At 48.6% G+C, this 25,369-nt stretch carries 25 protein-coding genes; 18 read left to right on the top strand and 7 right to left on the bottom strand.

The genetic code is table 11. From position 1 onward, the window contains the following. The 3 genes from GX441_09250 to GX441_09260 all read right to left on the bottom strand — a co-directional run. A partial coding sequence (locus tag GX441_09250) for a hypothetical protein (protein ID NLI98825.1) occupies positions 1-663 on the bottom strand: 663 nt, incomplete at its 3' end. A 6-nt stretch (positions 664-669) separates the two neighbouring features. Further along, complete coding sequence (gene secD, locus GX441_09255; protein ID NLI98826.1) at positions 670-2,211, bottom strand: protein translocase subunit SecD; 1,542 nt, start codon at positions 2,209-2,211, stop codon at positions 670-672. A 40-nt stretch (positions 2,212-2,251) separates the two neighbouring features. Beyond that, a complete protein-coding gene (locus GX441_09260; protein ID NLI98827.1) occupies positions 2,252-2,968 on the bottom strand; it encodes a pyridoxine 5'-phosphate synthase in 717 nt (238 codons plus the stop codon). Between the two features lie 534 nt (positions 2,969-3,502). Here GX441_09260 and GX441_09265 point away from each other — a divergent pair. Beyond that, a complete protein-coding gene (locus tag GX441_09265; GenBank protein ID NLI98828.1) occupies positions 3,503-3,667 on the top strand; it encodes a hypothetical protein in 165 nt (54 codons plus the stop codon). A gap of 95 nt (positions 3,668-3,762) precedes the next feature. Then, positions 3,763-4,884: a hypothetical protein gene (locus tag GX441_09270; protein ID NLI98829.1), complete on the top strand. Its 1,122-nt coding sequence runs from the start codon at positions 3,763-3,765 to the stop codon at positions 4,882-4,884. Positions 4,885-5,319: 435 nt separating this feature from the next. Here the strand turns inward: GX441_09270 and GX441_09275 are convergent, their stop codons facing one another. Continuing rightward, on the bottom strand, positions 5,320-6,612 hold the full coding sequence (locus GX441_09275) for a nodulation protein NfeD (GenBank protein ID NLI98830.1): 1,293 nt from the start codon (positions 6,610-6,612) through the stop codon (positions 5,320-5,322). Between the two features lie 266 nt (positions 6,613-6,878). Here GX441_09275 and GX441_09280 point away from each other — a divergent pair, with 266 nt between their 5' ends. After that, positions 6,879-7,817 (top strand): SDR family oxidoreductase, encoded by a 939-nt coding sequence (locus GX441_09280; GenBank protein NLI98831.1) that lies wholly within the window; start codon positions 6,879-6,881, stop codon positions 7,815-7,817. Between the two features lie 23 nt (positions 7,818-7,840). Beyond that, positions 7,841-8,767 (top strand): SDR family oxidoreductase, encoded by a 927-nt coding sequence (locus GX441_09285; GenBank protein NLI98832.1) that lies wholly within the window; start codon positions 7,841-7,843, stop codon positions 8,765-8,767. 3 nt (positions 8,768-8,770) lie between these two features. Here GX441_09285 and GX441_09290 read toward each other — a convergent pair whose 3' ends face one another. After that, positions 8,771-9,247: a hypothetical protein gene (locus GX441_09290; protein ID NLI98833.1), complete on the bottom strand. Its 477-nt coding sequence runs from the start codon at positions 9,245-9,247 to the stop codon at positions 8,771-8,773. 110 nt (positions 9,248-9,357) lie between these two features. Between GX441_09290 and GX441_09295 the strand changes: the two genes are divergently transcribed. The 14 genes from GX441_09295 (at position 9,358) to GX441_09360 (ending at position 23,820) form a co-directional block, all read left to right on the top strand. Further along, the gene (locus GX441_09295) at positions 9,358-10,635 is read left to right on the top strand and encodes a hypothetical protein (GenBank protein ID NLI98834.1); all 1,278 of its coding nucleotides are present in this window, start codon (positions 9,358-9,360) and stop codon (positions 10,633-10,635) included. A 255-nt stretch (positions 10,636-10,890) separates the two neighbouring features. After that, the gene (locus GX441_09300; protein ID NLI98835.1) at positions 10,891-11,904 is read left to right on the top strand and encodes a carbon monoxide dehydrogenase; all 1,014 of its coding nucleotides are present in this window, start codon (positions 10,891-10,893) and stop codon (positions 11,902-11,904) included. After that, positions 11,901-12,188: a ferredoxin family protein gene (locus GX441_09305; GenBank protein ID NLI98836.1), complete on the top strand. Its 288-nt coding sequence runs from the start codon at positions 11,901-11,903 to the stop codon at positions 12,186-12,188. The genes GX441_09300 and GX441_09305 overlap by 4 nt, the downstream gene beginning before the upstream one ends. A gap of 21 nt (positions 12,189-12,209) precedes the next feature. Beyond that, positions 12,210-13,205, top strand: a complete 996-nt coding sequence (locus GX441_09310) for a phosphotransferase (GenBank protein NLI98837.1) — start codon at positions 12,210-12,212, stop codon at positions 13,203-13,205. 4 nt (positions 13,206-13,209) lie between these two features. Next, a complete protein-coding gene (locus GX441_09315; protein ID NLI98838.1) occupies positions 13,210-14,055 on the top strand; it encodes a class I SAM-dependent methyltransferase in 846 nt (281 codons plus the stop codon). A gap of 100 nt (positions 14,056-14,155) precedes the next feature. After that, entirely contained in the window at positions 14,156-15,148 is a 993-nt protein-coding gene (locus GX441_09320; protein NLI98839.1) for a hypothetical protein, read from the top strand. A 27-nt stretch (positions 15,149-15,175) separates the two neighbouring features. Next, entirely contained in the window at positions 15,176-15,874 is a 699-nt protein-coding gene (locus tag GX441_09325; protein ID NLI98840.1) for a hypothetical protein, read from the top strand. Between the two features lie 22 nt (positions 15,875-15,896). Next, on the top strand, positions 15,897-16,895 hold the full coding sequence (locus GX441_09330; protein ID NLI98841.1) for a hypothetical protein: 999 nt from the start codon (positions 15,897-15,899) through the stop codon (positions 16,893-16,895). A gap of 215 nt (positions 16,896-17,110) precedes the next feature. Beyond that, positions 17,111-18,100 (top strand): DUF2087 domain-containing protein, encoded by a 990-nt coding sequence (locus GX441_09335; GenBank protein ID NLI98842.1) that lies wholly within the window; start codon positions 17,111-17,113, stop codon positions 18,098-18,100. A gap of 28 nt (positions 18,101-18,128) precedes the next feature. Beyond that, positions 18,129-18,818 carry an ABC transporter ATP-binding protein gene (locus tag GX441_09340; GenBank protein NLI98843.1) on the top strand — a complete coding sequence of 230 codons (690 nt, stop codon included), beginning with the start codon at positions 18,129-18,131 and terminating at the stop codon, positions 18,816-18,818. A gap of 2 nt (positions 18,819-18,820) precedes the next feature. Beyond that, positions 18,821-20,059 carry an ABC transporter permease gene (locus GX441_09345; protein ID NLI98844.1) on the top strand — a complete coding sequence of 413 codons (1,239 nt, stop codon included), beginning with the start codon at positions 18,821-18,823 and terminating at the stop codon, positions 20,057-20,059. Between the two features lie 7 nt (positions 20,060-20,066). Then, positions 20,067-21,296: an ABC transporter permease gene (locus tag GX441_09350; GenBank protein NLI98845.1), complete on the top strand. Its 1,230-nt coding sequence runs from the start codon at positions 20,067-20,069 to the stop codon at positions 21,294-21,296. An 8-nt stretch (positions 21,297-21,304) separates the two neighbouring features. Then, entirely contained in the window at positions 21,305-22,045 is a 741-nt protein-coding gene (locus tag GX441_09355; GenBank protein ID NLI98846.1) for an outer membrane lipoprotein-sorting protein, read from the top strand. 206 nt (positions 22,046-22,251) lie between these two features. After that, entirely contained in the window at positions 22,252-23,820 is a 1,569-nt protein-coding gene (locus GX441_09360) for a T9SS type A sorting domain-containing protein (GenBank protein ID NLI98847.1), read from the top strand. A 19-nt stretch (positions 23,821-23,839) separates the two neighbouring features. Here GX441_09360 and GX441_09365 read toward each other — a convergent pair whose 3' ends face one another. Both GX441_09365 and GX441_09370 read right to left on the bottom strand, forming a co-directional pair. After that, positions 23,840-24,382, bottom strand: a complete 543-nt coding sequence (locus GX441_09365; protein NLI98848.1) for a DUF4388 domain-containing protein — start codon at positions 24,380-24,382, stop codon at positions 23,840-23,842. A 34-nt stretch (positions 24,383-24,416) separates the two neighbouring features. Next, complete coding sequence (locus tag GX441_09370; GenBank protein ID NLI98849.1) at positions 24,417-25,367, bottom strand: acetyl-CoA carboxylase carboxyltransferase subunit alpha; 951 nt, start codon at positions 25,365-25,367, stop codon at positions 24,417-24,419. Positions 25,368-25,369: the final 2 nt, after the last annotated feature.

A 25,369-nucleotide genomic window follows, 5' to 3' on the forward strand; every position in this document is an offset into this window, starting at 1 on the left:
CTTGGAGACGACGATAGAGTCGTTCACGGAGTAGCCGATTAGCGTGAGGAATGCCGCGATGACGGTTACGTCCAGCTTGATCCCAGCGAGTGTGATGATGCCCAGCGTAAAGAAAACGTCATGAAAGACCGAAATAGCGATACCTGAGGAAAATCGGAAGTTTATCCGGATACCGAGGTAGAGAAGCATCAGGAAAATGCCTATGAGCATTGCCAGAAGAGCCCTGTTTTGAAGCTCTTTTCCGAAAGCGGCCGATACGTTCTCCTCGCCGGTAAGGGTTACCGTGATTCCGGGTTTCATCTCCTTGATCTTATTGATAAGTTTCTGACTGAAGGTTATCTCTCCAGCTTTGACTACGCTTGTATGCGGTGGTACCTGGATGTCGTAACCTACCTTGCCAGTACCCGGCTCTTTTACCTGAAATATCTTTACGTCGGTTTCACCCAAGCTTGCAAGGGCTTTCCTAAGTTCGCCTGTAGAGACATCAAACGAGAATTCTAGGCCCACTCTCGTACCTCCAGTAAAATCCAGACCGTAGTTAGGTCCCTTGTTGACGATAAGGAGGATGATGGTCATGAGAATGGTCGCGCCCGAAAGAATGTATCCGAGGTAACGAAGTTTTACGAAAGGAATTTTTGCGTCTTTAATAAGCTGCAGCATCATATCCTCCTATATGTAGAGTTTCCGGGCAGGGTTTTTCTGAAGGAGCAGATCGAATATCCCGCGTGTGAAATATACCGCTGTCACCATGTTTACGAGAAGCCCCACGGTCAGGGTGATGGCAAAGCCACGAACCGAACCGGAGTTGATGATGAAAAGTATTACGGCCGTTGCAATCGTGGTTATATTCGAGTCGAGAATAACAGCCCATGCCATGTGATATCCAGTTTCAACCGCCGTTCTCGTAAATTTACCCATCTTGAGTTCGTCTCGGATACGTTCAAATATGAGAACATTTGCGTCAACGGCCATGCCTATCGTCAAGGCGATACCTGCAATTCCCGGAAGCGTAATGGTCGCTCTGAGGCCTGCAAGTATGGCTAAAAGACCGAAGATGTTCATGATAAGTGCGAAGACAGCAATCAATCCTGATCCGGTGTAGTAGATTAGCATGAAAAGCACAACCGCAGCAAAACCGACAAGCAGACCGAGGAGACCGGCGTTAACCGAGTCGCGCCCAAGCGTCGGACTGACCGTTCTTTCTTCGGCAATCCGCAAGGGAACGGGGAGCGCGCCGTGCCGAATAACATTTGAGAGGTCCCTTGCCTCTGTTCCTTCCCTGTCCTGAGTCGTAATAACAGGTTTCGAACCGGCCGGAATACGTTCCTTAATTACGGGCGCGGACATGACAACGCCGTCAAGAACGATTGCGAGTCTGCGGCCTACGTTCTGTCCGGTTACCTCCGAGAAGCGGTACTGGCCTGAGCGTTTCAACCCCATCTCCACAGTCCAGGAACCTGCAAGACCAGGCTCCCTGCCTTCATAAATCTTCGCCTGAACTTCCCTGTCGTTGATGTCGCCGCCCGTAATTGTCACCTGTTTTTTTACAACGTAGATGCGTCTTACGCTCTGGTTGCCGACATTCTCTTGCGGTCCGAAGAGAATCTCCGCATCGGATGGAATCATCGATTTCGCCTTAAGAAGAAGGTCTTTAACTTCGCGGTAATCGCGCTCAAGGATGCCTGAATCGCTCTCCACCGCTATGAAGTACCTGCTCAGGGGTTTCTCTCCTCCCGTCGTATCCCCGGATAAAAAAGCATTGACGCTTTTAAAAACGTTAGCCTCAGCCGCGGGATCCGCCAGCATCCTGAACTCCAGAAGGCCTGTTCTTCCAAGTATATCGAGCGCTCTTTGTCTGTCCGCTATTCCTGGCAGCTGAACCTGTATTCTGTTCTTTCCTACCTTCTGAATATTAGGTTCAGAGACGCCGAGATCATCAACCCTCTTTCGGATGATTCTGACCGCGTTGTCGGTAGCGCTTGCCACATCCTGTGCAGAAAAGCCTCTGCCGGCAGTGTCGGCTTCGAGAACAAGATGCATGCCTCCTACAATATCCAGTCCCAGGTGAAGAGACCTTTTTTCAAGTTGAATCCTTTCCTCTTCAGACAAATCAGGCGTTGTCCATAGCTGTATGGTCGGATATAGCAGGACGATTCCAACCACGAGGAATGCCACAAAAAGGATCAGTTTGATCCACAAACTACGCTTCATCAAACCACCTCGCAGGGTTTTTTGATTTTTTTAATTTCCACTATACGCTTTTTCCCATCAGGGTCGCCATTTCTCGAACCGCATCACGCATGCCCGTTTTAAGAGCGCGGGCAATTATGGCAAAGCCTATGGAAGCGCCCTTGATCTCTTGAATCTCCATCAAGGGTTGGATATTATCGTAATCCAAAGCGTGACCTATATGCACTTCTAGTCCGCTGTCTTGAGCGAACTTCGCTCTCTCTCTGAACAAGTGGATAAACTCGTTGCGGCGTTCCGGATGCCTTGCATAGGCGTCCGTGTTGAATTCAACACGCGCTGCACCGAGTCTTTTCGCATAACTTATAGTCTCCTCCCGCGCTTCTATGAAAACAGAAAGCCTTATCCCCGCATCTGTAAGCCTCTCAGCATAAGGTCTTACAGCGTCAAATCTCGCTTCTAGATCTAGGCCGCCCTCGGTCGTAACCTCGTCTGCACGCTCGGGAACAAGACTCGCCTGATGCGGTTTTATTTCCAATACGATTTGCGTCATTTCATCGGTAGCGGCCATCTCGACATTCAACTCGCCCTTGATGGCGGACTTGAGGCGCCGGACATCCTCGTCTTGTATATGACGTCTATCGGAACGCAGGTGGCAGGTGATTCCATCCGCGCCGCCTGCTTCTGCAAGTAACGCCATTTCAACAGGATCAGGAAACCGCTCGCGCCTTGCTTCGCGCAAGGTCGCCACATGATCGACATTGACGCTTAGTTCTCGCATAAGCTGCAAGCATACCAGAGAAAAGGCGTTATGTCAAGCTAAATGAAAACCCCAAAAAAACGCTAGAGGCATTTTTTTGGGGACCCCGGTTAAGGTCAGGATTCAAAAACTGAAGTCACGTTTCATGGTCAAAAGCTGGACAAAAGTGGGACAAAAGCTGGACAAACGGGGTCCCCGAACGTATGTGGAGCAGACGTTTGGGGTGAAAAAGTTGGTCAAAAGGTAGACAGAAGATGGACAGAAGCCCCCCTAAAAGATAGACAAAACATGGACAAAAGCTGGACAAAAGAGGGACAAAATTTGAGGTCAATGAAGTCAGAATTGAAGAAACACGTCAAAAAAATTTAATGTGTCTTTGCGAGACGGCTCCGAGCCGGCGAAGCAATCTATTTTCGTCTTGACGAAAATGCTCCTTATGTCCTCCCCCTTGACGGGGGAGGGTATGGTGGGGGTGTCGGGGTCCCCGCGGAGATGCGGAGCAGATTTGCGGGGTGGAGTTTCTTGACATCCCCCTCCCCCAGCCTATCATCAAGCATGAGTAACGGCAGGAGGTTTTCCTGGCTCGGCGTCGTGGTCGGCATCACGATTGCCACACCCGTGATAGTCGTTTTACTAACGGCTATATATTTGCTGAGTGATTATTACGGTTTCTCGATACTTCATTGGATGATTTTGACGACAGGATCAAATATTTCCTGAGCGCAACCGCGCAGGTGCTTGGCGCATTATTCGCTCTTGTTTTCTCGATTACCTTGATTGCCGTCCAGTTCGTAACCAAATACACGCACCGCTCCATGAGAATAGTTTTCCCCAAATCAATTATCTGGTATATGCTTCTGTTTGCTTCGTCCGTTGTTTTCCCGCTTTCGTGGCTGTTAATAAACCCTGCATGGGGATGGGCAATTATCTCCCTGATTTGGGGCAGTATCATCATTCTTTCGCTCGTGCCGTTCTTCCTTTATTTGAGGGACAGAATAAACATGGATGTGATTATTGAATTCCTTAAAGTTGAAGGATTAGGATTTATCGCAAAGAAAAATTTCCGAAGGATTGAAAAAAACATCAACGCGCTTGACATCATTGCTATGGGTGCTTATACGGACTTCAATTTCGAGGTTTTCGAATTGGCAGAAGAAGCCATGGCGGATTTGCTCATTAAGATTGGGGAAATCTTGAACCAATTGAAAGATGATTCGGAAGAGAAGAAACACTTCTCGAAAATTCAGGAATCAATAAACTCGAAACTTCGTGAAACCTGTTGGGATACAATAGACAATTCGAGGGCACCTTTTATTACAGTTCTTCAAGTTGAAAGAATCGGAACAAATGCAGTTGAAATAAAAGACAGGCATACTGAAGTAGCTGCACGAAATATAATCATTGCGATAGCAGCGCGATGTAATAGAGACACCAGAATGCGGTTATCGATCCAATGCTTTCTGGCTTTGTTTAGGATTATGGAAAAGCATCCTCCTGAAGCCATGCTTGCAGATATGATACGAGGAGCAAACACACTGCAAGAACATTACACTTACGATATTCTTGAATATATCTATGACAGACATCTAAGAGAAGGTTGGCAGGAATGGCTCGAATGGCTTTTTGAAAGTATTGTTGAATTCATACCGAGATACAAATTCGAACTATCAGACAATATTAGTAAAGAAATACTGAAAGAAATTTGGTTAACAGATGCGAGATTCGAAGAACCAAATACCAGTTGGTTGTATCATCTTCTTGAGAAAAATGGTATTGTTGACGAATTTCTAAAAGAAGAGTTATTTGAAAAAGCAGTCGAAAAGGGTAAGAAATTTGGAATACTGGAAGATAGACTCGAAGCTAGATGGAATGCTTTTCAAAAATACAATGATTGGAAACACTTCAGATTAGGAAACGTAGGACCCCCAGAAGATTAACCTCGTAGGGGCCGACTTTTAAGTCGGCCCGAAATACTGCGCGGGCTGACCTGAAGGTCAGCCCCTACCTTTCGTCATCGCGAACCTTCGCAGAAGGTGTGGCGATCCCATAGCACAGAGCCAAAAGCACATGGCTCTATCAAGAGTGTTCTGATAAAGTGCCTGGAGATCGCCACGTTCGTCTTCGACTCACTCGCGATGACCCCTCCCCCCTTTAATAAGGGGGGACTCGACATCCCCCTTTTGAAGGGGGATGTCCGAAGGACAGGGGGATCTTCCACCCCAGAAAGGAGTCATTGCGAGACGGCTTCCAGCCGGCGAGGCAATAGCCTTAATCATCAGGAATTTTTCAGTTATAAGAGACAGACTCAATAGGGCGATTCTTTCGCCCCGAATCGGCGGGTCTCAGAATGACGTTGGCGTGTTACGGGTGTGTTATTGGAGCTTCTCGACCTTGAGCACCATGCCGTCCATGGCCACGACCTTGACGCGCTCGCCCTTTTTGATTTTGCTGGAGGAGTCGGCGGGCACCGCGGTCCAGTACTCGCCGTGCACGTAGACGGAGCCTTCGGTCGAATAGGTGAGGTCGGAGCGGGCCTCGCCGGTCCAGCCTATCATGCCCTCGTTGCCGGTGGTGGGCTTGCGCGTGTGTGCGCGCGCGGCAAGGTAGACGATGAGCGCAAGGAGCGCGGCCACTATCGCGATGACGATGATGATGACGGGCCATGAAATCCCGAATGATTGAGGGACCGACTGAAACATGATAACGGTACCAAGTATCAAAGACACAATGCCTCCTACTGCGAGCATTCCATGCGAGGTGACCTTCACCTCCAGGATGAAGAGAAATATTGCAAGACCTATAAGGGCCAGTCCCGCGTAATTGACCGGCAGGACCTGGAGCCCGTAAAGCGCGAACACGAGCGCGATGAAGCCTATGACGCCCGGGAATATGGAGCCTGGATTCTGCACCCACGCGATGAGCCCGTAGATGCCAATCATCATGAGGATGTAGACGAGGTTGGGATTGGAGAGCACGCCCAAAAGCTTCTCGAACCAGCGCATGCCGACTTTTACTTCGCGGGCATCGGCGGTTTGAAGCGTTATCCTGCCCGAAGGAGTTTCGACCACGCGGCCGTCGAGCGCCTCCACAAGTTCCTCAGGCGAAGAGACGATGAAATCGATGAGCTTGAGCCTTTTTGCCTCCTCGGCGGATACCGACGCGGATTTGCGGACGGAGCGCTCCGCCCAGTCCGCGTCGCGTCCGCGTTTCTCGGCTATCGAGCGCACGAACGCTACGGCGTCGTTCTCTATCTTGCCCATCATGACGGAGTCGGGCTGCTGACCTCCCATGTTAACCGGGTGCGCGGCGCCCATGTTGGTTCCCGGCGCCATTGCGGTGACGTTGCAGGCAAGCATGATGAAGACGCCAGCGGATGCCGCACGAGCGCCCTGGGGGTAGACGTAGCCGACGACGGGGACCGGAGAGGCGAGGATCTTTTTGACGATTGCGCGCATTGACTCATCGAGTCCGCCGGGCGTATCGATTTTCAAAAGGATGAACGATACCCCCTCCCCCACTGCTCGGTCTATACCGTTGGAGATGTAGCGCTCGGCAACAGGGCCTATAGGACCCTCGTATTCGAGCACGGCGTAGGTGGAGCCGAACGCAGTTACCGGAATAAGACCAGGCAAGAAGAGAAGTACAAATCGAAGAAAACGATTCACGAACATAGCTTAGTCGGAAACTGGAAAAGGTCAAGCCCGATAATTTACTCCTGCTAAACCAAGACAAAATAGTCATCCCTGTCTTGTTATGTCGCAAGTTGTTATTTATCAATATATTCCGATTATTTTTCGAGGATTAGTTTTGAACGAGTCTGTTTAACTTCAAGTAGCTAATATACAAGCGCTTGACACGTACACTTCCTGTTCTATAATAAATACAGACTTTTTAAGGCTAAGTATGGAGACTTGGAGAAAGGAGGATTCTTATGTTAGAATCTTCGTGCCGCATGGAGGGCAAAATCTCGATTGTCACAGGAGCAAATTCGGGAATAGGATACCAGACCGCGCTGGGTTTAGCGCGAATGGCTGGAGCCGTAGTAATGGTCTGCCGCAACAAGGAGCGCGCTGAGCGCGCCAGGCGCGAGATAATCCGGCTGAGCGGCAACCGGTCGATTGATTTAATGATTGCCGACATCTCATCGCAAAATGATGTAATCCATCTCGCAAGGATGTATAAGGAAAAATACAAACGGCTGGACGTACTCATCAACAATGCCGGCATTTCTGTTGATAAACGTCAAGAAAGCGTTGACGGATACGAACTGGTTTTTGCCACAAACTACCTCGGTCCCTATCTTTTGACTAACCTCCTTCTTGACACGCTTGAAACCTCGGCGCCATCGCGGATAGTCAACGTATCCTCTTTCGTGCACAAGATGGTTCAAGGGATAGATTTCGACGATCTTGACAGACGGAGAGGACGTTTCTCGGCGATGCAAGTTTACTCTGAATCCAAGCTTGCGATGCTCATGTATTCCTACGAACTCGCAAAAAGACTCGAAGGCACAGGCATATCGGTAAACGCCTTGAACCCCGGGCTCGTAAACACCAATCTTGGAAACAGCTATGCTGGTTTCATGAAGGTCAACGCATTAGTTATGAAGACCCTCTTCGGCATTTCCGCGGAGAAAGGAGCCAGAACCAGCATTTATCTTGCATCTTCGCCAGAGGTCGCCGGCGTTACAGGGAAATACTTCGAAAAGTGCAGAGAGAAAGAAACAACAAAGGCTTCCTACAATACCAGAGACTGGGAAAAACTCTGGGAAATAAGCGAAGCGATGACCGAGAAAGCAAGGGAGCGCGCCGTTCAAAAACCGAAGATACAGCCAATTATTGCGATGCCCGATACTAGCCCGCATACCTAGTATCCTGAAAAAGGAATCGAATGATGGAATCTTCATGCCGCATGGAGGGCAAGTTTTCAATCGTTACAGGAGCGAATTCAGGAATAGGATACGAGACCGCTTTGGGACTTGCAAGGATGGGTTCGGTTGTCGTAACGGTCGCGAAGGACCGTGGTCGTGGCGAGCGGGCAAGACGCAGGATAATAGCAGCCAGCGGGAATCCTCATGTTTATTTAGAGATAGCGGACCTTTCCTCTCAGCGGGATGTGCGGGACCTTGCACAAAAATACAAGAAGCGATTTCCTCGGCTGGACGTACTCGTAAACAACGCCGGTATCTTGATCAACACGTTGCGTAAGAGCAAGGACGGATATGAGCTTACTTTTGCGACTAACTACCTCGGCCCCTTTCTTCTGACGAGCCTTCTCCTGGGTATATTGAAGAAATCAGCGCCCTCGCGTATAGTAAACGTCTCCTCGTTCGCTCACAGGTTTACAAACGACTTCGATTTTGACGCCCTTGATATGAACCAGGTTTCCAGCCCGCAGAGTTACACTCAGTCTAAACTGGCGCTGATTATGTTCACCTACGAACTAGCAAAAAGGCTAGAAGGAACAGGTGTAAGCGTAAACGTGCTCAATCCCGGGCTCGTAAGGACAAACGTGGGCAAGGATCTCACCGGTTTCATGAAGGTCATCGCGGGCGTTTCGAAGCTTTTTGCGGTTTCACCGGAAAAGGGTGCACAAACAAGCATCTACCTTGCTTCCTCGCCCGAAGTCAGAGGCGTAACGGGAAGGTATTTTTACAAATCCCGACAAAAAATTTCGTCAAAAGCTTCATACAGGATAGCGGACTGGTGGAAGCTTTGGGAGATAAGCGAGAAGCTGACCCACACCTCGATAGAGCAAACAGCTAAAAAATCTGAGATAATCCCCGTTACGGTGCCATACGAAGAGTACGTTCGACACTAAAGATTATTTTTGGAGTGTGCGGAGTTTAGAAATGGCGTCTGAGAGCGATTGACGGAAGCGTTCGGAACGAGGCCAGTTAAGCTCGCGATCGTGAAGGTCTTCAAGCAAGGGAAGGATTGAAGGCCCCAGCTCTGAAAGCCCCTTCACATAAAGACAAAAGTCATCCTCGCTGCCCGCTCTGGAGTTGAGCCTTGCAAGAATTTCATCTTTCCGTACAGGCATGCGTTTGACAAGAAACCAGGAGGCAAGGATTGCTAATCCGATTCCTGAAAGCGCGAAAGGAAGTGAAGCTATGATGAGGGAGCTTCCGTCAAATCCTGATGAAAGAGCTATTGAGGCGCCTATGGTTCCGGCCAAAAGCTCCAGACCAAGCCAGAAGCCGACTGCAATTCCTATCCCCCGGCCTTTGGAGTAGCCTTTGGAAAGAGTCCTGCGGCCAAGATATCGAGCGTAGAAGAAAAGCCCTATGAGTTCAAGCATGGGTAGGACTATATGCAGTCCTGAGCCGCAGTCAAGCGCAGGTTGACAAGCGCAGACAGGCAGGTATAGTTGAGCAAATAAGGAGGAGCATAATGCGGTTGACGGCTTTTATGATTTTGCTGATCTCCACGACGGCAATTCTCGATTGTTCGATAGACCTGCCTGAGGGCAAGGGTGACGGAACCTACTTATCCCCTGACGCAAAGGCCACACTCATCGTGAATGGAGACGAAAGAATCCTGAAACTGTCCGGCTCAAATTACGAGATGGGCTACAACTACGGATACCTTCTCGGGGCTGAGATTATCAACGTAATACAGGACTACATCTTTTGGATAATTAAATACGAAGGACATGATTACAGCGACGCAGTCAGCGTCCTTAAGGATTTCACCTGGGATAAAGCCTATCTGGACGAAATGCAGGGGATGCTTGACGGAATTAAAGACGCCCTGCCCGAAGAGGACCGGATGGTAAAACCAAAGGGGGAAAAGGCAAGATTAATTGCACTTGATGACATAAAAATCGCACACGTGCTTGCCGATATGGAGTGTTCGAGCTTCGCCATCTGGGACGAAGGGCGAAGCGACTCTTCTGTGCTGCTTGCCAGGAATATGGATTACATTCACGATCAGAAAGACGTGGTTAAAAAGTATCAGGTAATAATCTCGTTCGATGACGGGCTGAATAAACGGTGGGTTTCGACCAGCATTTGCGGATACGCGGGATGCCTTACCGGAATAAACGAAGACGGGGTATGCGCAATGATGCACAGCACCAATGAATTCCCGACAAGCGATGCAGGCGGCTTCGTACCGAGGGGCTTCGCCCTGCGGAGGATCATCGAAACCGCGGGGGCATCGAATACCCCAGCCGAAGTAGAAGCGATGTTCGATTCAATGCCTGCCTTAATTGGCAACAACTTTTTCATCTGCTTCCCGAGTCAAGGCAGAACCAACGATGAAATTGCCGGTGTAATCGAGTATGACGGCGATGCCACTCATCCTGACGGCAGGGCAACGTTGAGAAGTCCTTCGGACAACCCCGGACTGCCCAAAAATTCTTCCTGCGACCAGACCCTGGAATTCACCAGCGGCATCATCAATACCAACCACTACCTCAAGAGAAGTACCGGCATACCTGAATCCGGCACATCCAGTGTAGACCGCTACCTCAGCGTCAAGAAGGATCTTATCCAGGCTAAATCAGACGGTAACGCAGACATGGATGAAGCCCTCAAGATTCTCAGAAACGTTCAGACCGGAGGAACCATTCATTCTGTAATACTTGAACCGGATAATATGAAACTGCACATCTTTCTGGCTGAACCATATATGAGCGCACCCGACTGTCAGCGCCGCGACTACGATTTCGAGGAGCTGTTTTGACCCGTAACACCGATAACTCTTTCACGAATATGCGCTAGGAATATGTAAACCGACTGCGGCGCTTGCACCTCCTTCTTTGGTGAACTCCTTGGGAAAAGTTCTGCGGTCGAGATACCGCATGAAAAAGAGGAGGTCTACGAGCTCAAGCATGAATTGGACAATATGCGGTCTGAGATCGCGGTTAAATAGAGCTCTACTAACACGGCTCTGGAATAATATGCGTTGACTATTTCCGGTGTCTCGATAGACTAAGTAATGACCAAACAATCCGAAGCAGATACAAGGACACGGATTAAAGAAACCGATTCGCGCTTATCCATCAGACACCGCTGGGATCACTTCCTTGCGCGCTGGGGCATCAACCGGAAAGGTCACAGAATAGAACCCGGACTTTACGCGCTCGGTGCCCCATCCCCCAACTCCCCTGTTTTCGTGACCGCAAACTACACGCTTAGCTTCGACGCGCTGCGAGAGAATCTTGCCGGAGTTGACGCATGGATACTTGTGCTGAATACGAGAGGCATAAACGTATGGTGCGCTGCAGGCAAGGGAACGTTCGGAACAACAATGCTGTGCTATTACATCAGGGAAACAGGACTTGAGAAGATTGTGAACCATCGCAAACTGATACTTCCACAATTAGGCGCAACCGGCGTATCCGCACACGAGGTAAAGCGCAGAACCGGGTTTTCTGTCGAATACGGACCGATAAGGGCTGAAGATTTGCAAGAATACATGAAGTATGGCAAGGCTGACGAGAAGATGCGGACCGTTCGCTTCGATATAAAGGACAGGGCGGTTTTGATTCCAGTAGAGTTCGTGGCTTCCTTCGTTTATATGATTGCAGCAGGCGTAGGCTTCTTCTTTGTCGGAGGATGGCTCGCATCTGTTGCGGCGGCGAGCGCGTTCCTTGCAGGTACAGCGCTCTTCCCCCTCCTCCTCCCATGGATACCCACTAGGGATTTCAGCTCGAAGGGCTTCATTCTCGGAGGGCTCGTTGCAGTGGGATTTGCCCTGGCAATCTTTTTCACGAACACGACCTCTGTGTGGTGGATGCGCACGGTGGACTCGGTGATTTATCTTTTGCTGATTCCGCCCGTAACCGCATATCTCGCCTTGAATTTCACGGGTTCGACGACGTTCACGTCCAAGTCGGGCGTAAGAAGGGAGATGTACAAGTATATTCCTGTGATGGCTTGGCTATTCGGCATTGGGCTGTTGGTAACCGTTTTCGACGTTGTTGTAAAGATAGCTAGGTTGTGGAGATGAATGTTGAGAATACCCTGAAGTATGACCCGGAGAAATGCATAGGATGTGGTATGTGCACTGTTGTCTGTCCGCACAGAGTCTTCGCGATGAACTCCAGGAAAGCACTGCCCGCCAAGCCCGATTTATGCATGGAGTGCGGGGCATGCCAGCGCAACTGCCCGCCAAAGGCGATAACGGTGGATTCGGGAGTCGGCTGCGCCGCGGCCATGATTCAGGCCGCGCTCACTGGAAGAAAGGAAGCGACATGCGGACCGGACGATGCTGCTTCATCGTGCTGCGGATGATTTATCAACAAGTGATGCGGCATGGAAAAACATGTAGTAAAGATTTATAGTGACCGGATCAGGCGGGAAGTCACTAAGCTGTACGGGACTAAGCCGGAAGCCTTAAAGCTCCTCGGCGACATAGAGAACTTCGTATACTCCTACCCTCATGACGGGCAGGAGAGGATTCTTCGCGTGACACATTCCTCGCACAGAACCGAAGAAGATATTCGCGGTGAGATAGACTGGCTTAACTATTTAGCGGCGAGAGGCGTGCCTGCGGCAATGGCGCACACCTCGCCGCAGGGCAATCTGGTTGAGAAAGTGGATGCAAAAGACGGCTCTTACTTTCTCGTTGTGTCGTTCGAGAAAGCCCCGGGAAAGCTTTTAGGGCAGGGTGAGTGGACACCCGATCTTATCGAGGAGTGGGGCAGGATAGTGGGAATGACCCATCGGCTGACCAAGGACTACCCGGATCCTGGTAAAGAGATAAGACGCGAACACTGGCATGAGTTCGATTATTTGAGGTGGGACCACTACATCCCATCAGATCAACTGATAGTGCTTGAGAAGTGCAAAGCGCTGGTCGAAAGACTCAAGAAACTTCCTTGTGATCGCGAAACCTATGGACTCGTTCACACCGACATGCACCAGAGCAACCTTCTGGTGGACGGTAAGAGACTGACCGTCATCGATTTCGACGACGCACACCATATCTGGTTTGCTGGTGACATCGCGACCCTTCTCTTCTATTCGCGATGGCTTGGCGGCGCGGACGCGGACATGGCTGAGTTTGTGCGCTTTTTCTTAAAGAACTTCTGGAAGGGATACGAAAAGGAAAACCAGCTTGACGACTGGTGGAAAGAGACCTATCACGATTTCCTGAAACTGAGGGAGATGGTCACCTACGTCTTCATATACAAGAAGCTGGACGTTAACGATCTCGACGAACGCGGCAGGGCTATAATGGCTCGCTACAAACAAAACATCGAGAACGATGCACCCCTTGTCAATGTAGATTTCACAAGAATAGGATAAACGGATGGCTCTTTTGTATAAACCCGGCAAGAAGATTATTGAAGAAACACTCCTAACGCTTAAGGAGCGAGGCAACCAAGTCGCGCAGGACGCAAGATTCAATTACGAAGCTCCGGACGGTCTTCGCAGGGAGGTTGCATTCCGGGACGAAGACTTCCTGAACCACTTGTCAGCAACACAGGACGAGTGCATGGTCGATTCGATTCTGGAGATGCTCAAAAAGAGAAAACTTGTTCCAACCGATGCGTTCTATCGCAAGGACGCCTATGACAGGCTCGTGAAACTGACCAGGGAAGACTGGTTCTTTCCCTGGACGACTTTTACGAGAGCGATGCGCAGGCTCTTCTACATGCTTTCCTCCGTCAAACAAGCAAAGACGGTCGTCGGTATCGGAATCTTTTACGGCTACACGCTCGCGTACAGCGCTGCCCCGAGTTGCGGCAGAGATAAAGCATATTCTGCAGACAAGGTTTACGGTATAGACATCAACGAAAAGGCAATCGAGGGCGCCAAAAAGAACTTCTCGACACTCGAAGGCGCTGAGCACGTTAAGCTGGTAGCCGAGGATGGCCGCTCGTTCGCTGAACGCTTCGATGGAACTATTGATTTCCTCCATCTTGATGCGGACGATGGAAAAAAAGGAAAAGGCCTTTACCTCTACCTTCTGAGAAAGCTCTACCCAAGGCTTTCAGCCGGCGCATGGGTTCTAGCGCACGATGTGACCGAACCGGTATTCAGTAAAAGAGGTGTGTTTAAGGAGTATCTCGCATACGTAAGGAACGCTGCAAATTTCTCGGAAAGCATCCTTTTCGACATCGACAACTACGGCCTGGAGCTTTCAATAAAATGAAATCGGCGCAACCAAAATCTACTCTCACTCGTCTGATAATAAAATGAGCAAGCAGCTTCCAAAGCTTATTTTGCCTTTCTCCATTATCCTGATTACATTTATGGCAGGGTGCTGTGGTACAGTCGTGAATGAACTCCTTGATACGAAAGACGAGCGGACGAAAGCGGGAACGTGCAAGATTGATGCGGCCGACACGACACTCTCTCTTTTCAAGGGAGAAAAAAGGGAGCTTCTTTTGCGCTACCTCTGTTCGAGCGCCGAGTGGCGTGTAACAAGATTCGGCGAGACGCCGGTAATCGAAGGAACCCTTGTTGCACTTAAAAGATCGAAGAGCGAGGATGGCTGGTTTACCACTCTGCACGGTTATGTAGCCGACTTTACCAAAGACACACTGCTTCAGTCGAGGGTGATGCTGAGGCTCCAACCGTACAAAAACAGAAGCGAGGACGGCTGGATACGCAACAACTGGTACGATAAGGGCGCAATCGGCGACTCCGGGGTTGAACTCAACATGTACAAACCGAAGTACGAGCAGCCCGGCATTGAGTCGTACCTCGTTCTGGAAGGCGAAGGGGTCTGGCTCGAGATCTATGAGCAGGCAGAGAGCGGAGACAGGGCTTTCACTCAAAGGGCCGTCAATGAGATCAACGAGGAATTGAGGCATCTCCTTGATAATGGTTTCTCCTCGACCCAATTGCCCCAAGCCTCAACCAAGATTTCAGACAAGTCTGAAATCTTGGTTTTAGATGGTATGCAACCCGGCATCTACATGGCTTCGGGATACGTGAATCCAGGAGAACCCGGCTGGACATACTTCAAAGTATTCAACACGGAGACCGGTGTCGAGGTGATGTACGAAATGGAGCAGAAGAGAACGATAGAGTATGTCGGGTGGTCGAGCGACCAAAAGGAGAAGTTCTTCTTCGACTCGGAGGTCTGGTGCAAGGAGGGAGACTGGGAGCACGAATACCCGGCGCGATTCGAGCTCTGGTTCGTGCCAGAGGGAGGCGATGAGGGCGAGGAGGGCGAGGAGGGTTCGGGTGAGAGGCTTCTCGCGACAGCCGAGCGAAGGATATACGGCTGGGAGCGGTAACGCTTGAATAGTACAAGAAGGAACGCGGTGAAGATAATTTCGCTTTTGTCGACCATACCGGGCCTTGTTTTTTCAAATCCAACTCAATCCGGAACGTCAAGTTTGAGCTACGCTTTTCCTTTGTTCGATGGTACATGCTGGAAATACAAAGGCAAGGTAAAATGGAGCGTACCCGATTCGCCTGAGATCAGGGAGGATACGATCACATGGATGATGGAGATCGTCGAAACGATTGAAAGGAATGGGATTACGGCTGCGCGGGCAAAAGGACATCCCGCAGATCTTGCCTGGTATGACGAAAACCGGCAACCCGGCGATTACCTGATTGCTCATACAGGAGAAGACAGATACTACATGCTGGAACGTTTACGGGCGGAGAAAGTCCTCGAGAGACTGCTGGATAAGAACGATTCACTCGACGGGCTGTTCGATGAATCCGAGCTTTTTCTTGATCTTCCGCTTTCCATCAACAAGACCTTTGGAGGACTGGACAGCGGCTGTCGCTGGCAGGTTATCGAGATTGACAGCCTCGATCCCTGGTTGATAAGAGAGCCGCCTCTGCCCCGCTTTACTCGTTATAGCCTGGCCCTTGTAACCTTGCCCGATCACACGATCCTGGATTTCGTTCCCGGAATAGGAATTGCGAGGTACAGATACGTCCATCACGGCACGGTTTGCGAGGTTGACGTCAAGCTGGTTGATTATCGAAGAGGATGCAAAGAATAAAGTGGGGTTTCATGATTTCCTGATGCTGTTAAGCGTTCTCGCAATAACAGGATGCGGTACAACCGAAGCCTCGGGTAATTCGAGTACCGCAAGTAACGGCAACGAGATGGTCACGGATTCAACCCTTGTCGTTCTCGTTGACGCCCGATACAAGATGTCGCACGGCTGGGGGCATGTATTCAGCTGCAAGGTCAAGGATGTGATTCGCGGAAACCTGGAGGACAGCGCATTCAGCCTGTCTGTATACGGAACAATCAAGCTTTACGGAGACCTGCTGCTTCCCTTTAAGGAGTATCACGACCTGATTCTGACCTTTACTCTCAATCCTGAAAGAAGTTTCGGCCCACCTCCCGGATTCAAGGATTCCCGCGGCAACTACTGGGAGATGAAATCCGCCATGCAGGCGAAGGATTCTTCCGTCAGTCTCTTTCCGAACACGATTTATGAGTATTTCCCTGACCTGTCCGGTTCTGATTACGCAATTGCCGCTTACGCCTACGACTCATTCCCCCCGCTTCGATACTCTAAACCTAGGCCGGAGGAATGGTCGAAGGGACTGAAAAAAATCGCGGGTGGTGATTTGAACATGGGATTCGTGAGGATATGGAGAAAGGAAAGCAGAATCGAATACATATGGATCACAAAACCTTATCCCGACGGAGGAGAATTCTACGCATTCGACAACGATACGGTGGACGCCCTCTACCCGGTCAACTCGCAAGGGTTTCTTTTCGTTACCCAGGTTGGTATTGTTAATTGGCGTTATATATACCAAAAAGGATTGCTCAGTAAGATAGTATACTATCGAACAAACACCCTCTCGCCCATCTGGGCCGTTGACAGCGTGGAGTACTGGACCGGGACCGACGTGCCCAAATACACCTACCGATATACCGCGCCGGACGGTCAGAATATCCCGGAGAAAAAATGGGACTCAAGAACCATTTACGATAAAGAAGGCAAAATAACACGCAAAGAGGATTTCAAAGGCAACGTGCTCTGGGAGAGGGAATCGCATTAATCGACCAGCGCTAGACACACCGTTCTCAGATTCCAACATATTCAGATATTAAGAAGTTTTCGATTCATCGCACAAATTACTTAACGATAGATAAAATGTTGACTTAAAATCAATTAAATGTTTTTTTATTTAACGATAGTTAAAAAGACTTGACAACATCCATTTATACGTTATAATTACTTAACGTTAGTTAAATTTTTGAATTTGGAGTGTCGGTGCAAAACAAATTAATAACAAGGAATGAGTTTGAAAAAAGGGTTGTCGAGCTATTCGCGCTGAAGCGTCTTGGAGGCATCCCTAAGAGACGGAGGGATAAAGCGGTAGTGCTTAAAGCGCTCGCTCTCTCCTTTAACTCCTCAAAGGAGTACAAGGAGACTGAGATTAACGATTTGATCAGGAATTGGCTTAAAAAGGCTGAGGCGCCGGAAAGACTCGACCACGTTACGTTGAGGCGGGAGCTCGTGGATGAAGGTTTCCTCTCACGACCACGCGACGGCTCGCGCTACTGGGTCACCGAACCGAAAGAAAACCTATTCGAGGAAGATGTGGATTCGGTTGACGTTCTTGCGGTTATAACGAACGCACGCGAGGAACAAGAAAAAACGAAGCGCGTCAAGGGCGAGGTAAGAAAAAAAATATTGAATGCCGCGTTAGAACTCTTTGCCGCAAAGGGTTACGAAGGCGCATCTATACGGGATATCGCCGATAAGGCAGGCGTTACCTTGCCCAATATTTATTACTACTTCAAGGACAAGGAAGGCCTGTACCAGGCAGTGCTGAAGGACACGGTCGCGGATCTGATGGAGATTCTTATCAAGCTCGACGACCCCGAGGCTTCCTTCCGCGACAGATTTATTGCTCTGGGAAAGGCAAAAATGCGCATGGCAGCCCAGAAGAACGCCGCCATAGAGCTTTTCATTAAAGAAATGCTTTCGGGAGGAATAGCCTCACCAGGTTTGACTCCTTCGCTTGCCGGGGCCATGCAGACAGGAGTGAAGTATCTTGAAGAAATGATCTCCTCTGCGGTCAAGAAGGGCGAAATAAAACCCATCAATCCCAAAATGGGAGTTCTTTATCTAATCAGCCTGTCGTTCGTTCACGGATCGAAATTCATTACGCAGTTTATCAAGAACCGCGAGCCCATGTCGGATGAGGATATTGAGGAATTCGTGGATATCCTGATGAAGGGTCTTGAAAAGAAATAAAATCAGTCGATTATGAAAAGGAGTAGCAATGGCTCTTTTGAGCATTAATAATCTCGTAAAAGACTACAAAACAGGCAAGGTACTTACCCATGCACTTAAAGGTATAAATCTCGAGATAGCCGAGGGTGAGTTTCTTTCCGTTGCAGGGCCATCGGGGTCGGGCAAAACAACACTCCTGAACATAATAGGATGCCTTGATGTGCCTACCTCAGGCAACGTTTCCCTTAACGGAACCGACCTGCTGGGCTTGAACAAGAAGATGAGAGCGAACCTGAGAAAGGATTCCATCGGCTTCATCTTCCAGTCGTTCAACCTGATTCCCGTTCTCACTGCATTCGAAAACGTGGAGATACCGCTCATCCTACTCAAATGGGATAAATCAAAACGCAAGGACACGGTGGAAAAAATCCTCATCGAAGTCGGATTGAAGGATTATATACACCGACGGCCTTCAGAGATGTCGGGCGGCCAGCAGCAGCGCGTGGCTATCGCCCGCGCCCTTGTGAAGGAACCTAAGCTGGTGCTTGCCGATGAACCCACCGCAAACATTGATTCCACGACCGGCCAGGAGATACTCGATCTCATGAAGAAGCTTAATCAGGAAAAGCACAGCACATTCATCTTCTCTACTCATGACAGGATGGTTATGGATTTCGCTGACCGACTCGTGCTTCTCAAGGACGGTCTCATAACTTCCGACGCTAAAAAAAGGAAGTAGTCATGTTGTTCAAATTGGCAATAAGAAACGTCTTCAGACATACGCGCAGGACACTGATTACGGCTCTTGCGATATCCATAGGCCTCATGTTCATGATTCTTATAGACTCGATGTTCGGCGGAGTAGAGAACCAGAGCATCCGCAACATCCTTGAGACAGATAACTCTGAGCTTATAGTTTATCCGAAAGGGGTCTTTGAAAACCGCTTCCTCTTTCCATTGGATTCGATGATAGAGGGAGCGTCAGCGCTTGCTGATAAGATAGCTGAGGAAAGCCCTGAGGTAGTCTCTGCTGCCCCGAGACTGCGTTTCAGTTCTCTTGTTATAGGCCCAGAGGCTGAGCTTTTCGCGTTCGGTGTCGGAATTGACGCGTCAAAAGACTCAAAGGTTTTCAAGCTGAAAGGAAGCATCTCCGAAGGCAGATATCTCGAAAAGGAAGGGGATCTGGTTATCGGTTCAGGTCTTGCCAAGGAGTTGGAGATCAATGTCGGCGACGTGATTCTTGTCCAGACAAAATCCAGACGAGGCGTTATGGATGTCCGGGATTACGAAATAACGGGCATACTCAACACCTCAAACCCCTTAATCAATGCCAACGCCTTTTTTATCTCGCTCGGCGAGGCTCAAGCTATCCTTGAATCGCCTGGCGCCGCTTCGGAGATTAACCTTCACGTTAAAGGCGACCCTAAGAACACCAAAAGGCTTAATGCGCTTGGAAGCAAGATAGGAGAGGAAACCGGCGGTTCATACGATGTATATACATGGTACGACCTAAATGCAGGTCTCTTTCAAATTGCGGGCCAGAAGCAATCGGTCGGATACCTCATCGCGCTCATCGTAATCGTCATCGCTCTCGTGGGAATAGTAAACACCATGCTTCTTTCGATATACGAGCGAATCCCGGAACTTGGCGCAATGAGAGCGATGGGTTTTACTAAAGCGGACATCAGATGGATGATGGTCATGGAAGGCTCGTCCATAGGCTTTCTTGGAGGGCTTTTCGGTGTAATACTTGGACTTGGGGTTGTAACCTATATGACTGAGGTCGGCTTTGATTTCACCGGGCTTATCGGAAACTTCAAGATGCCATTTCCGATGGACATGCGTTTCAGAGGCGACTACAACTTCGGATACATGCTCTTCACGTTCCTTCTGGGCTGGATAGTCTCAACGCTCATAACCCTCATACCGACCCGCAAGGCTACAAGAATTGAACCCTCTGAAGCGCTCAGGCACGTTTAAGGAGGAAATGATGCTTTTGAAACTCGCTTTAAGAAACGTAATGCGCAACAGACGCCGCTCAATACTCACGGCCCTTGGCGTCATCATCGCGGTAACGCTCATCATATACTCTCAGGGATTCATAACCGGAATGATAGACAACGTGCTTGAAAATACGGCGCGCATCAAATCGGGTCATGTACGAATAGCGACGCCCGAGTATGAACGCCGCAAGAATCTGTCGCCGCTTGAGAATTCCCTCAGCATAACCCCAGAGCTCGAAAAGACGATCGAGCAAAACCCTCATGTAAAGGCGTTCACCTACAGGATTCAATTCGGCGTGCTTCTTTCAAACGGCGACAACTCCAAGCCAGGATTCGGAACAGCAATAGATGTAGAGCGCGAAAAAAGCTTTCTCGATCTTTCGAGCGCAAAATACCTTCTTGAAGGCTCTTACCTTGCTCCGGACGACAAGGCTGTTCTCATAGGCAAGGGCCTTGCCGAAGACTTGGGATTCAAGGTCGGTGACTCCCTTGTGATAATTACATCGACCGCGTACGGCTCGCCGACAGGCATGAATCTTGGAGTCAAGGGAATTGTGGAGCTTGGACAGGCGAATCTGGACGAAAGAGTCTTCTATATCCCGCTTGCTGCGGCGCAGCAACTACTTGATCTTCAAGCCAAGGCCGCCGAGGTTCTTGTTCTATTGGACTCCAAGGAGAACGCAGAAAAAGTGGCAGCCGCATGGCAAAAAGAAGCCGGCGAGTCAATGGGGATTGATTTCATTCCCTGGCAGAAAGACGAAGTAGTGGGATGGATGAATATGGCATTCCAGGTCTTCTGGGTAATCTACTTCGTCATTCTTTTGATTGCCTCCGCAACCATCATCAACACCATGCTCATGGCTGTATTCGAACGGATCAAGGAGATAGGAATTCTCAAGGCAATGGGCATGCGCTCATCGAGCATCCTGTGGCTTCTTACAATCGAAGCGTCGATGATAGGGCTGTTCGGCTCACTAATAGGCGCCATACTCGGAGTCGTCTTGTACTTTGCTGTCCCCGTTTTAAACTTCTCCTCAATTGCCGGTCAGGATCTGGGCACCATATACTTCAATCCGCTAATAAGACTTCATCTTACGGCGGGCGCAGCGATAGGATGCTTTTTGTTCGGCTGGCTCGTTGCCACGTTAACAGCCCTCTACCCGGCCCGGCAAGGCACAAAGGTAGAGCCTGCGACAGCGCTGAGAAGGATATAGGAGCAATAATGAAACCAATCATTTTGATTATCCTGGCGGTCCTGACTGCAGCCGCCGAAATAAAAGCGATAAGCGCCGAAGAAATACTATCCAAGGTTGACAGGAACGTCGTCACATCCTCGATCCGCTACAAAGCCAAGCTCGACATAAGCATATCGGGGAAGGTAATGTCGAAACAATTCCAGGGCTACAGCACTGGCAACGACAAGGCGTACATGGAGTTTACCTCCCCGTCTTCAGACAGCGGAAAAAGGTTCCTCCGTGTAAAGGACACGTTCTGGATGTACCTGCCTTCGGTAGGCAAGGCGACAAAGCTCTCCGGAGCTGCAACCCGCAGCTCGCTTATGGGCTCGGACTTTTCGTACGACGACGCCATAGAGAACGAAAAACTTTCAGACCTTTACTTCGTGACGCTCGAAAAAGAGGAGAAAGTAAACGGCTCTCCGTGCTACGTTATCAAGCTCACGCTCAAACCCGATAAAAGCGCCTCGTATTTCATAAGAAAAATCTGGGTAGATAAGAGTAATTTCTCCTACCTTAAAGCAGAGTTCTATTCCAAGAGCATGACCTTGCTGAAAACGGTCCAGGTGCTTGAGTTTAAACAAATTGGAGCTCAATATTATCCCACTCATATCAAGATGGAAAACAAGTTAAGGAAGGATACATGGACCGAATTCAAGCTTACCGACGTTCAAATAGGCGCATCTATACCAGCGGAGGTCTTTACCGTAAAATATCTTGAGCGTTAAACAATTCAAATAAAGTCAATAAGGCCGGATTGAACCCACGCCGGCCTTATTGTTTAGTATAATGATTTTTACTTTTTGTTAAACCTTAATCGACAAAACTTCACCTCTCATTTTATTTAAGGTAACTTTTAACAGTACTTAGTGCAAAGAAGGAAGTGGTATGAAACTTGCTTACTCAACAACTAAACACTCTTCAGGAGGAAATTATGTTAGAAAGAAGGCTTTTGCTTTTGTTGGTTTTGGAAAATATCTTTTGTAGTGTCATTCAAGGAAATTTGTTATCTCCTTTCATCGGGTATCAAGACATTAAAGCAACAGAGATAATAATACCTCAGGACACTACCTTACGCTGGACAAATGTAGCGCCTCGACTTGTTTTCACTAATCTTGGGGATCAGACGGATACCTTTTCAATTCGTTTGATAATTGTTGAAAATTTAGAGGGAGATACCGTCTATAAAGAGGAGGAACAAGTATGGCCTTTCCTTAAAACTGGCGTAACCGATACTATAGTATTTACATCCTGGTGCCCGGAAGAAATTGGAAATAGCTACAGAGCCATTATGGTAATCGATTATTATCTTGATCAGAATCCTTCCAACGACTCTTTATTCAGAAATCCTATTCTTGTGCAATGTGGAGATACCTCTAAGTACGATACCTTACACAATCTTACCGCGGCAAAATTCAACCATCTTGACGAGAAATATTTGGAAAATAGGGTTGAGATTAAGCCCGAACTTATAATTGCAAATATTGGAAATCACAACGAACCTGATTCGGGCTTCAGTAGCAAAATAAAGCTCCTCTGCGTCACAAAAGATCACCGCTGGAACCAGAACGACACTCTTTACGATGAAATCCAATATTTGGAACACATTTCCAAAATAGGATATCACGGACAGGATACATTTCCTGATACAATACCCTTTGTCTTTACATGGACCCCTCAGGGAGATACTGAAGCACAGTACGTTTGGAATCCTGAAAACATCGGCACTCATTACGAAATAATAGGACTTGTTCAACTCGGAGTAGTTGGACCCGAGGAAAGCGACCATTATCCATATAACGACACCATCCGAATCTATCGGACCTGTTTATTTTCCGACGACGTAGGACTCTGGGGTTTTGAATTGCTTGACCATAAAACTGGACGAAAGCTTTACAACGGTAATATCCCTCAAGGAACTCAGATCGATTCCAAGGTAATGCTTTACAACTGCGGTTACCATTCCGAAAAAAACATCAGAGTAGTACTGCAGATTCAAAATTACAATGGTAACTGGAAGAATATCTGGGTCGATACAGTAATTGTTTCAAACCTTGACTGGCGCGGAGAAAGTGACTCGTATCGCAAAATGATAGTATTTCCAACATATACAATAAAGCAAACAGAATCATTGCGACTTATTTCTTGCGCAGAATTAGACGGAGATGAATGCCCATATAATAACAGCCGAGGAAGATACATGGGAGCAGTAGAAGAAAAACCTGAAGATAAACTGTCTTTCTCCCTGGATGTGAAAAACTTAGGGAGACAGATAAGTGTTTGCTACACAATCCCAAAAACAACCGATCTCAGTTTGAAAATATACAACGTTTCCGGAGAGCTTGTTTCTACACTAGTTGAAAACACACAGAAAGAAGGAAGCCGAACCATCTTCTGGTCAGGTCTTGATGATCATCAAAAAAAGCTTCCGCGAGGCATATATTTAATTCGAATGGAAAGCAAGGAATTCTCAGTAAATAAGAAAATAATTCTTTATAATTAGAGAATCTTGTTCGATTCGGCTACTCTATAGTCAAAAGCCCGCGGCCGCAGAGTTCTACAATAACGCGCAAAAGATCGCGTTCCGGCAAGGCCAGTCTTCCTTCAAGGTCCTTTACAGTAGGCGAATCACCAAGATGGGTAATGACCTGCCACTCCATAGGAGAAAGCGATACGGGTTTATTGCCTGGAGCGACGGAGACGAGGTAGAGTCTTCGAGTTTCCCCGCCTATCTTGGTCCTCAAGTCTTCGCACTCATCCTTTTCAGTGGACAATGCGAGAATGAACTGCTGAATTGGAAGTTCTATCGATGAACCATCCTCGAGTTCAGTCAGTTCTTCCGTATCAAAAACGAATTTTCCGGTCTGCCAGCCGAGGATATCTCTTACTGCTGGTAATCCCTTGAGTTTCTTGGTATTTGCGAACCTTAACAGGTTTTCCGCGAATACAATCTTGCCTTCATCGCCGCCTGAATATATATGCAGCGTGCCCGATCTCTTACCTAAAAAAATCAGCTGGAATATGTCCGAAAGGGGGTAATCGTTTAGCGTTCCGTCTAATCTCATCCAGAGCTCCTCAAAAACATCTTCGCCATAAGCGTCAAGAAGACACTACCTTGAATTTACCCATCTTTCTGAACTTCTCAATCCTCTGAGTGATCAGTTCATCCTCTGAAAGAGGCTCAAGTTCCTTTAATGCGCTTGCTATTTGATTACCTATCAACTTCGCGGCAAGGTCCCAATCACGATGCGCCCCGCCCGGCGGTTCAGGAATAACTCCGTCAATAACACCATGAGCAAGATTGTCCCGGCTGGTAAACTGCAAGGCTTCAGCAGCCTGCGACGCCTTCGAGCTGTCGCGCCAGAGAATCGAGGCGCAACCCTCCGGTGTAATCACCGAATAGTAGGAGTATTCCATCATGTATATTCGGTTCCCTACAGCAATTGCCAATGCGCCGCCCGAGCCGCCTTCTCCGGTAATTACCACAATTACAGGAACCTTAAGTACGGCAAGCACTTCGAGGTTCGTCGCTATAGCTTCAGAAATCCCGCGTTCCTCGGCGCCAACACCGGGGTATGCGCCCATAATATCGACAAAGTTAATCACAGGCATGCCAAAGCGCTCGGCAAGCTTGTAGAACCTGAGGGCTTTGCGGCACCCCTCCGGGTTGGTCATCCCGAAGTTGCGTTTTATCTTTTCCTTTGTTTCGTGGCCCTTTTGATGACCCACAACGACAACAGAACGACCTCTGAATCTTGCTATGCCGGTTACGATTGCGGCATCATCAGAGTATCTCCTGTCGCCATGGAGTTCTGTAAAGTCTGTAAAAATAAGAGGAGCTAAATCTAGGATATATGGCCTGCGTGGATGACGGGCAAGCTGCACAATCTGCCAACGCGTGAGCTTTGAATAAACTTTTTCTCTTAATCTTTCGACCTGCTTTTGCAGCCTTGCTATCTCTTCTTCCACCCCGGAAAGTCCTTTTAAGCCGTCGATCCTTTTTTCAAGTTCGATTATAGGCTTCTCGAAGTCAAGATAAAATTCAGCCATGT

The organism is bacterium (assembly GCA_012517375.1).
Taxonomy (GTDB): Bacteria; Hydrothermota; Tepidihabitantia; order B3-TA06; family B3-TA06; genus JAAYVC01.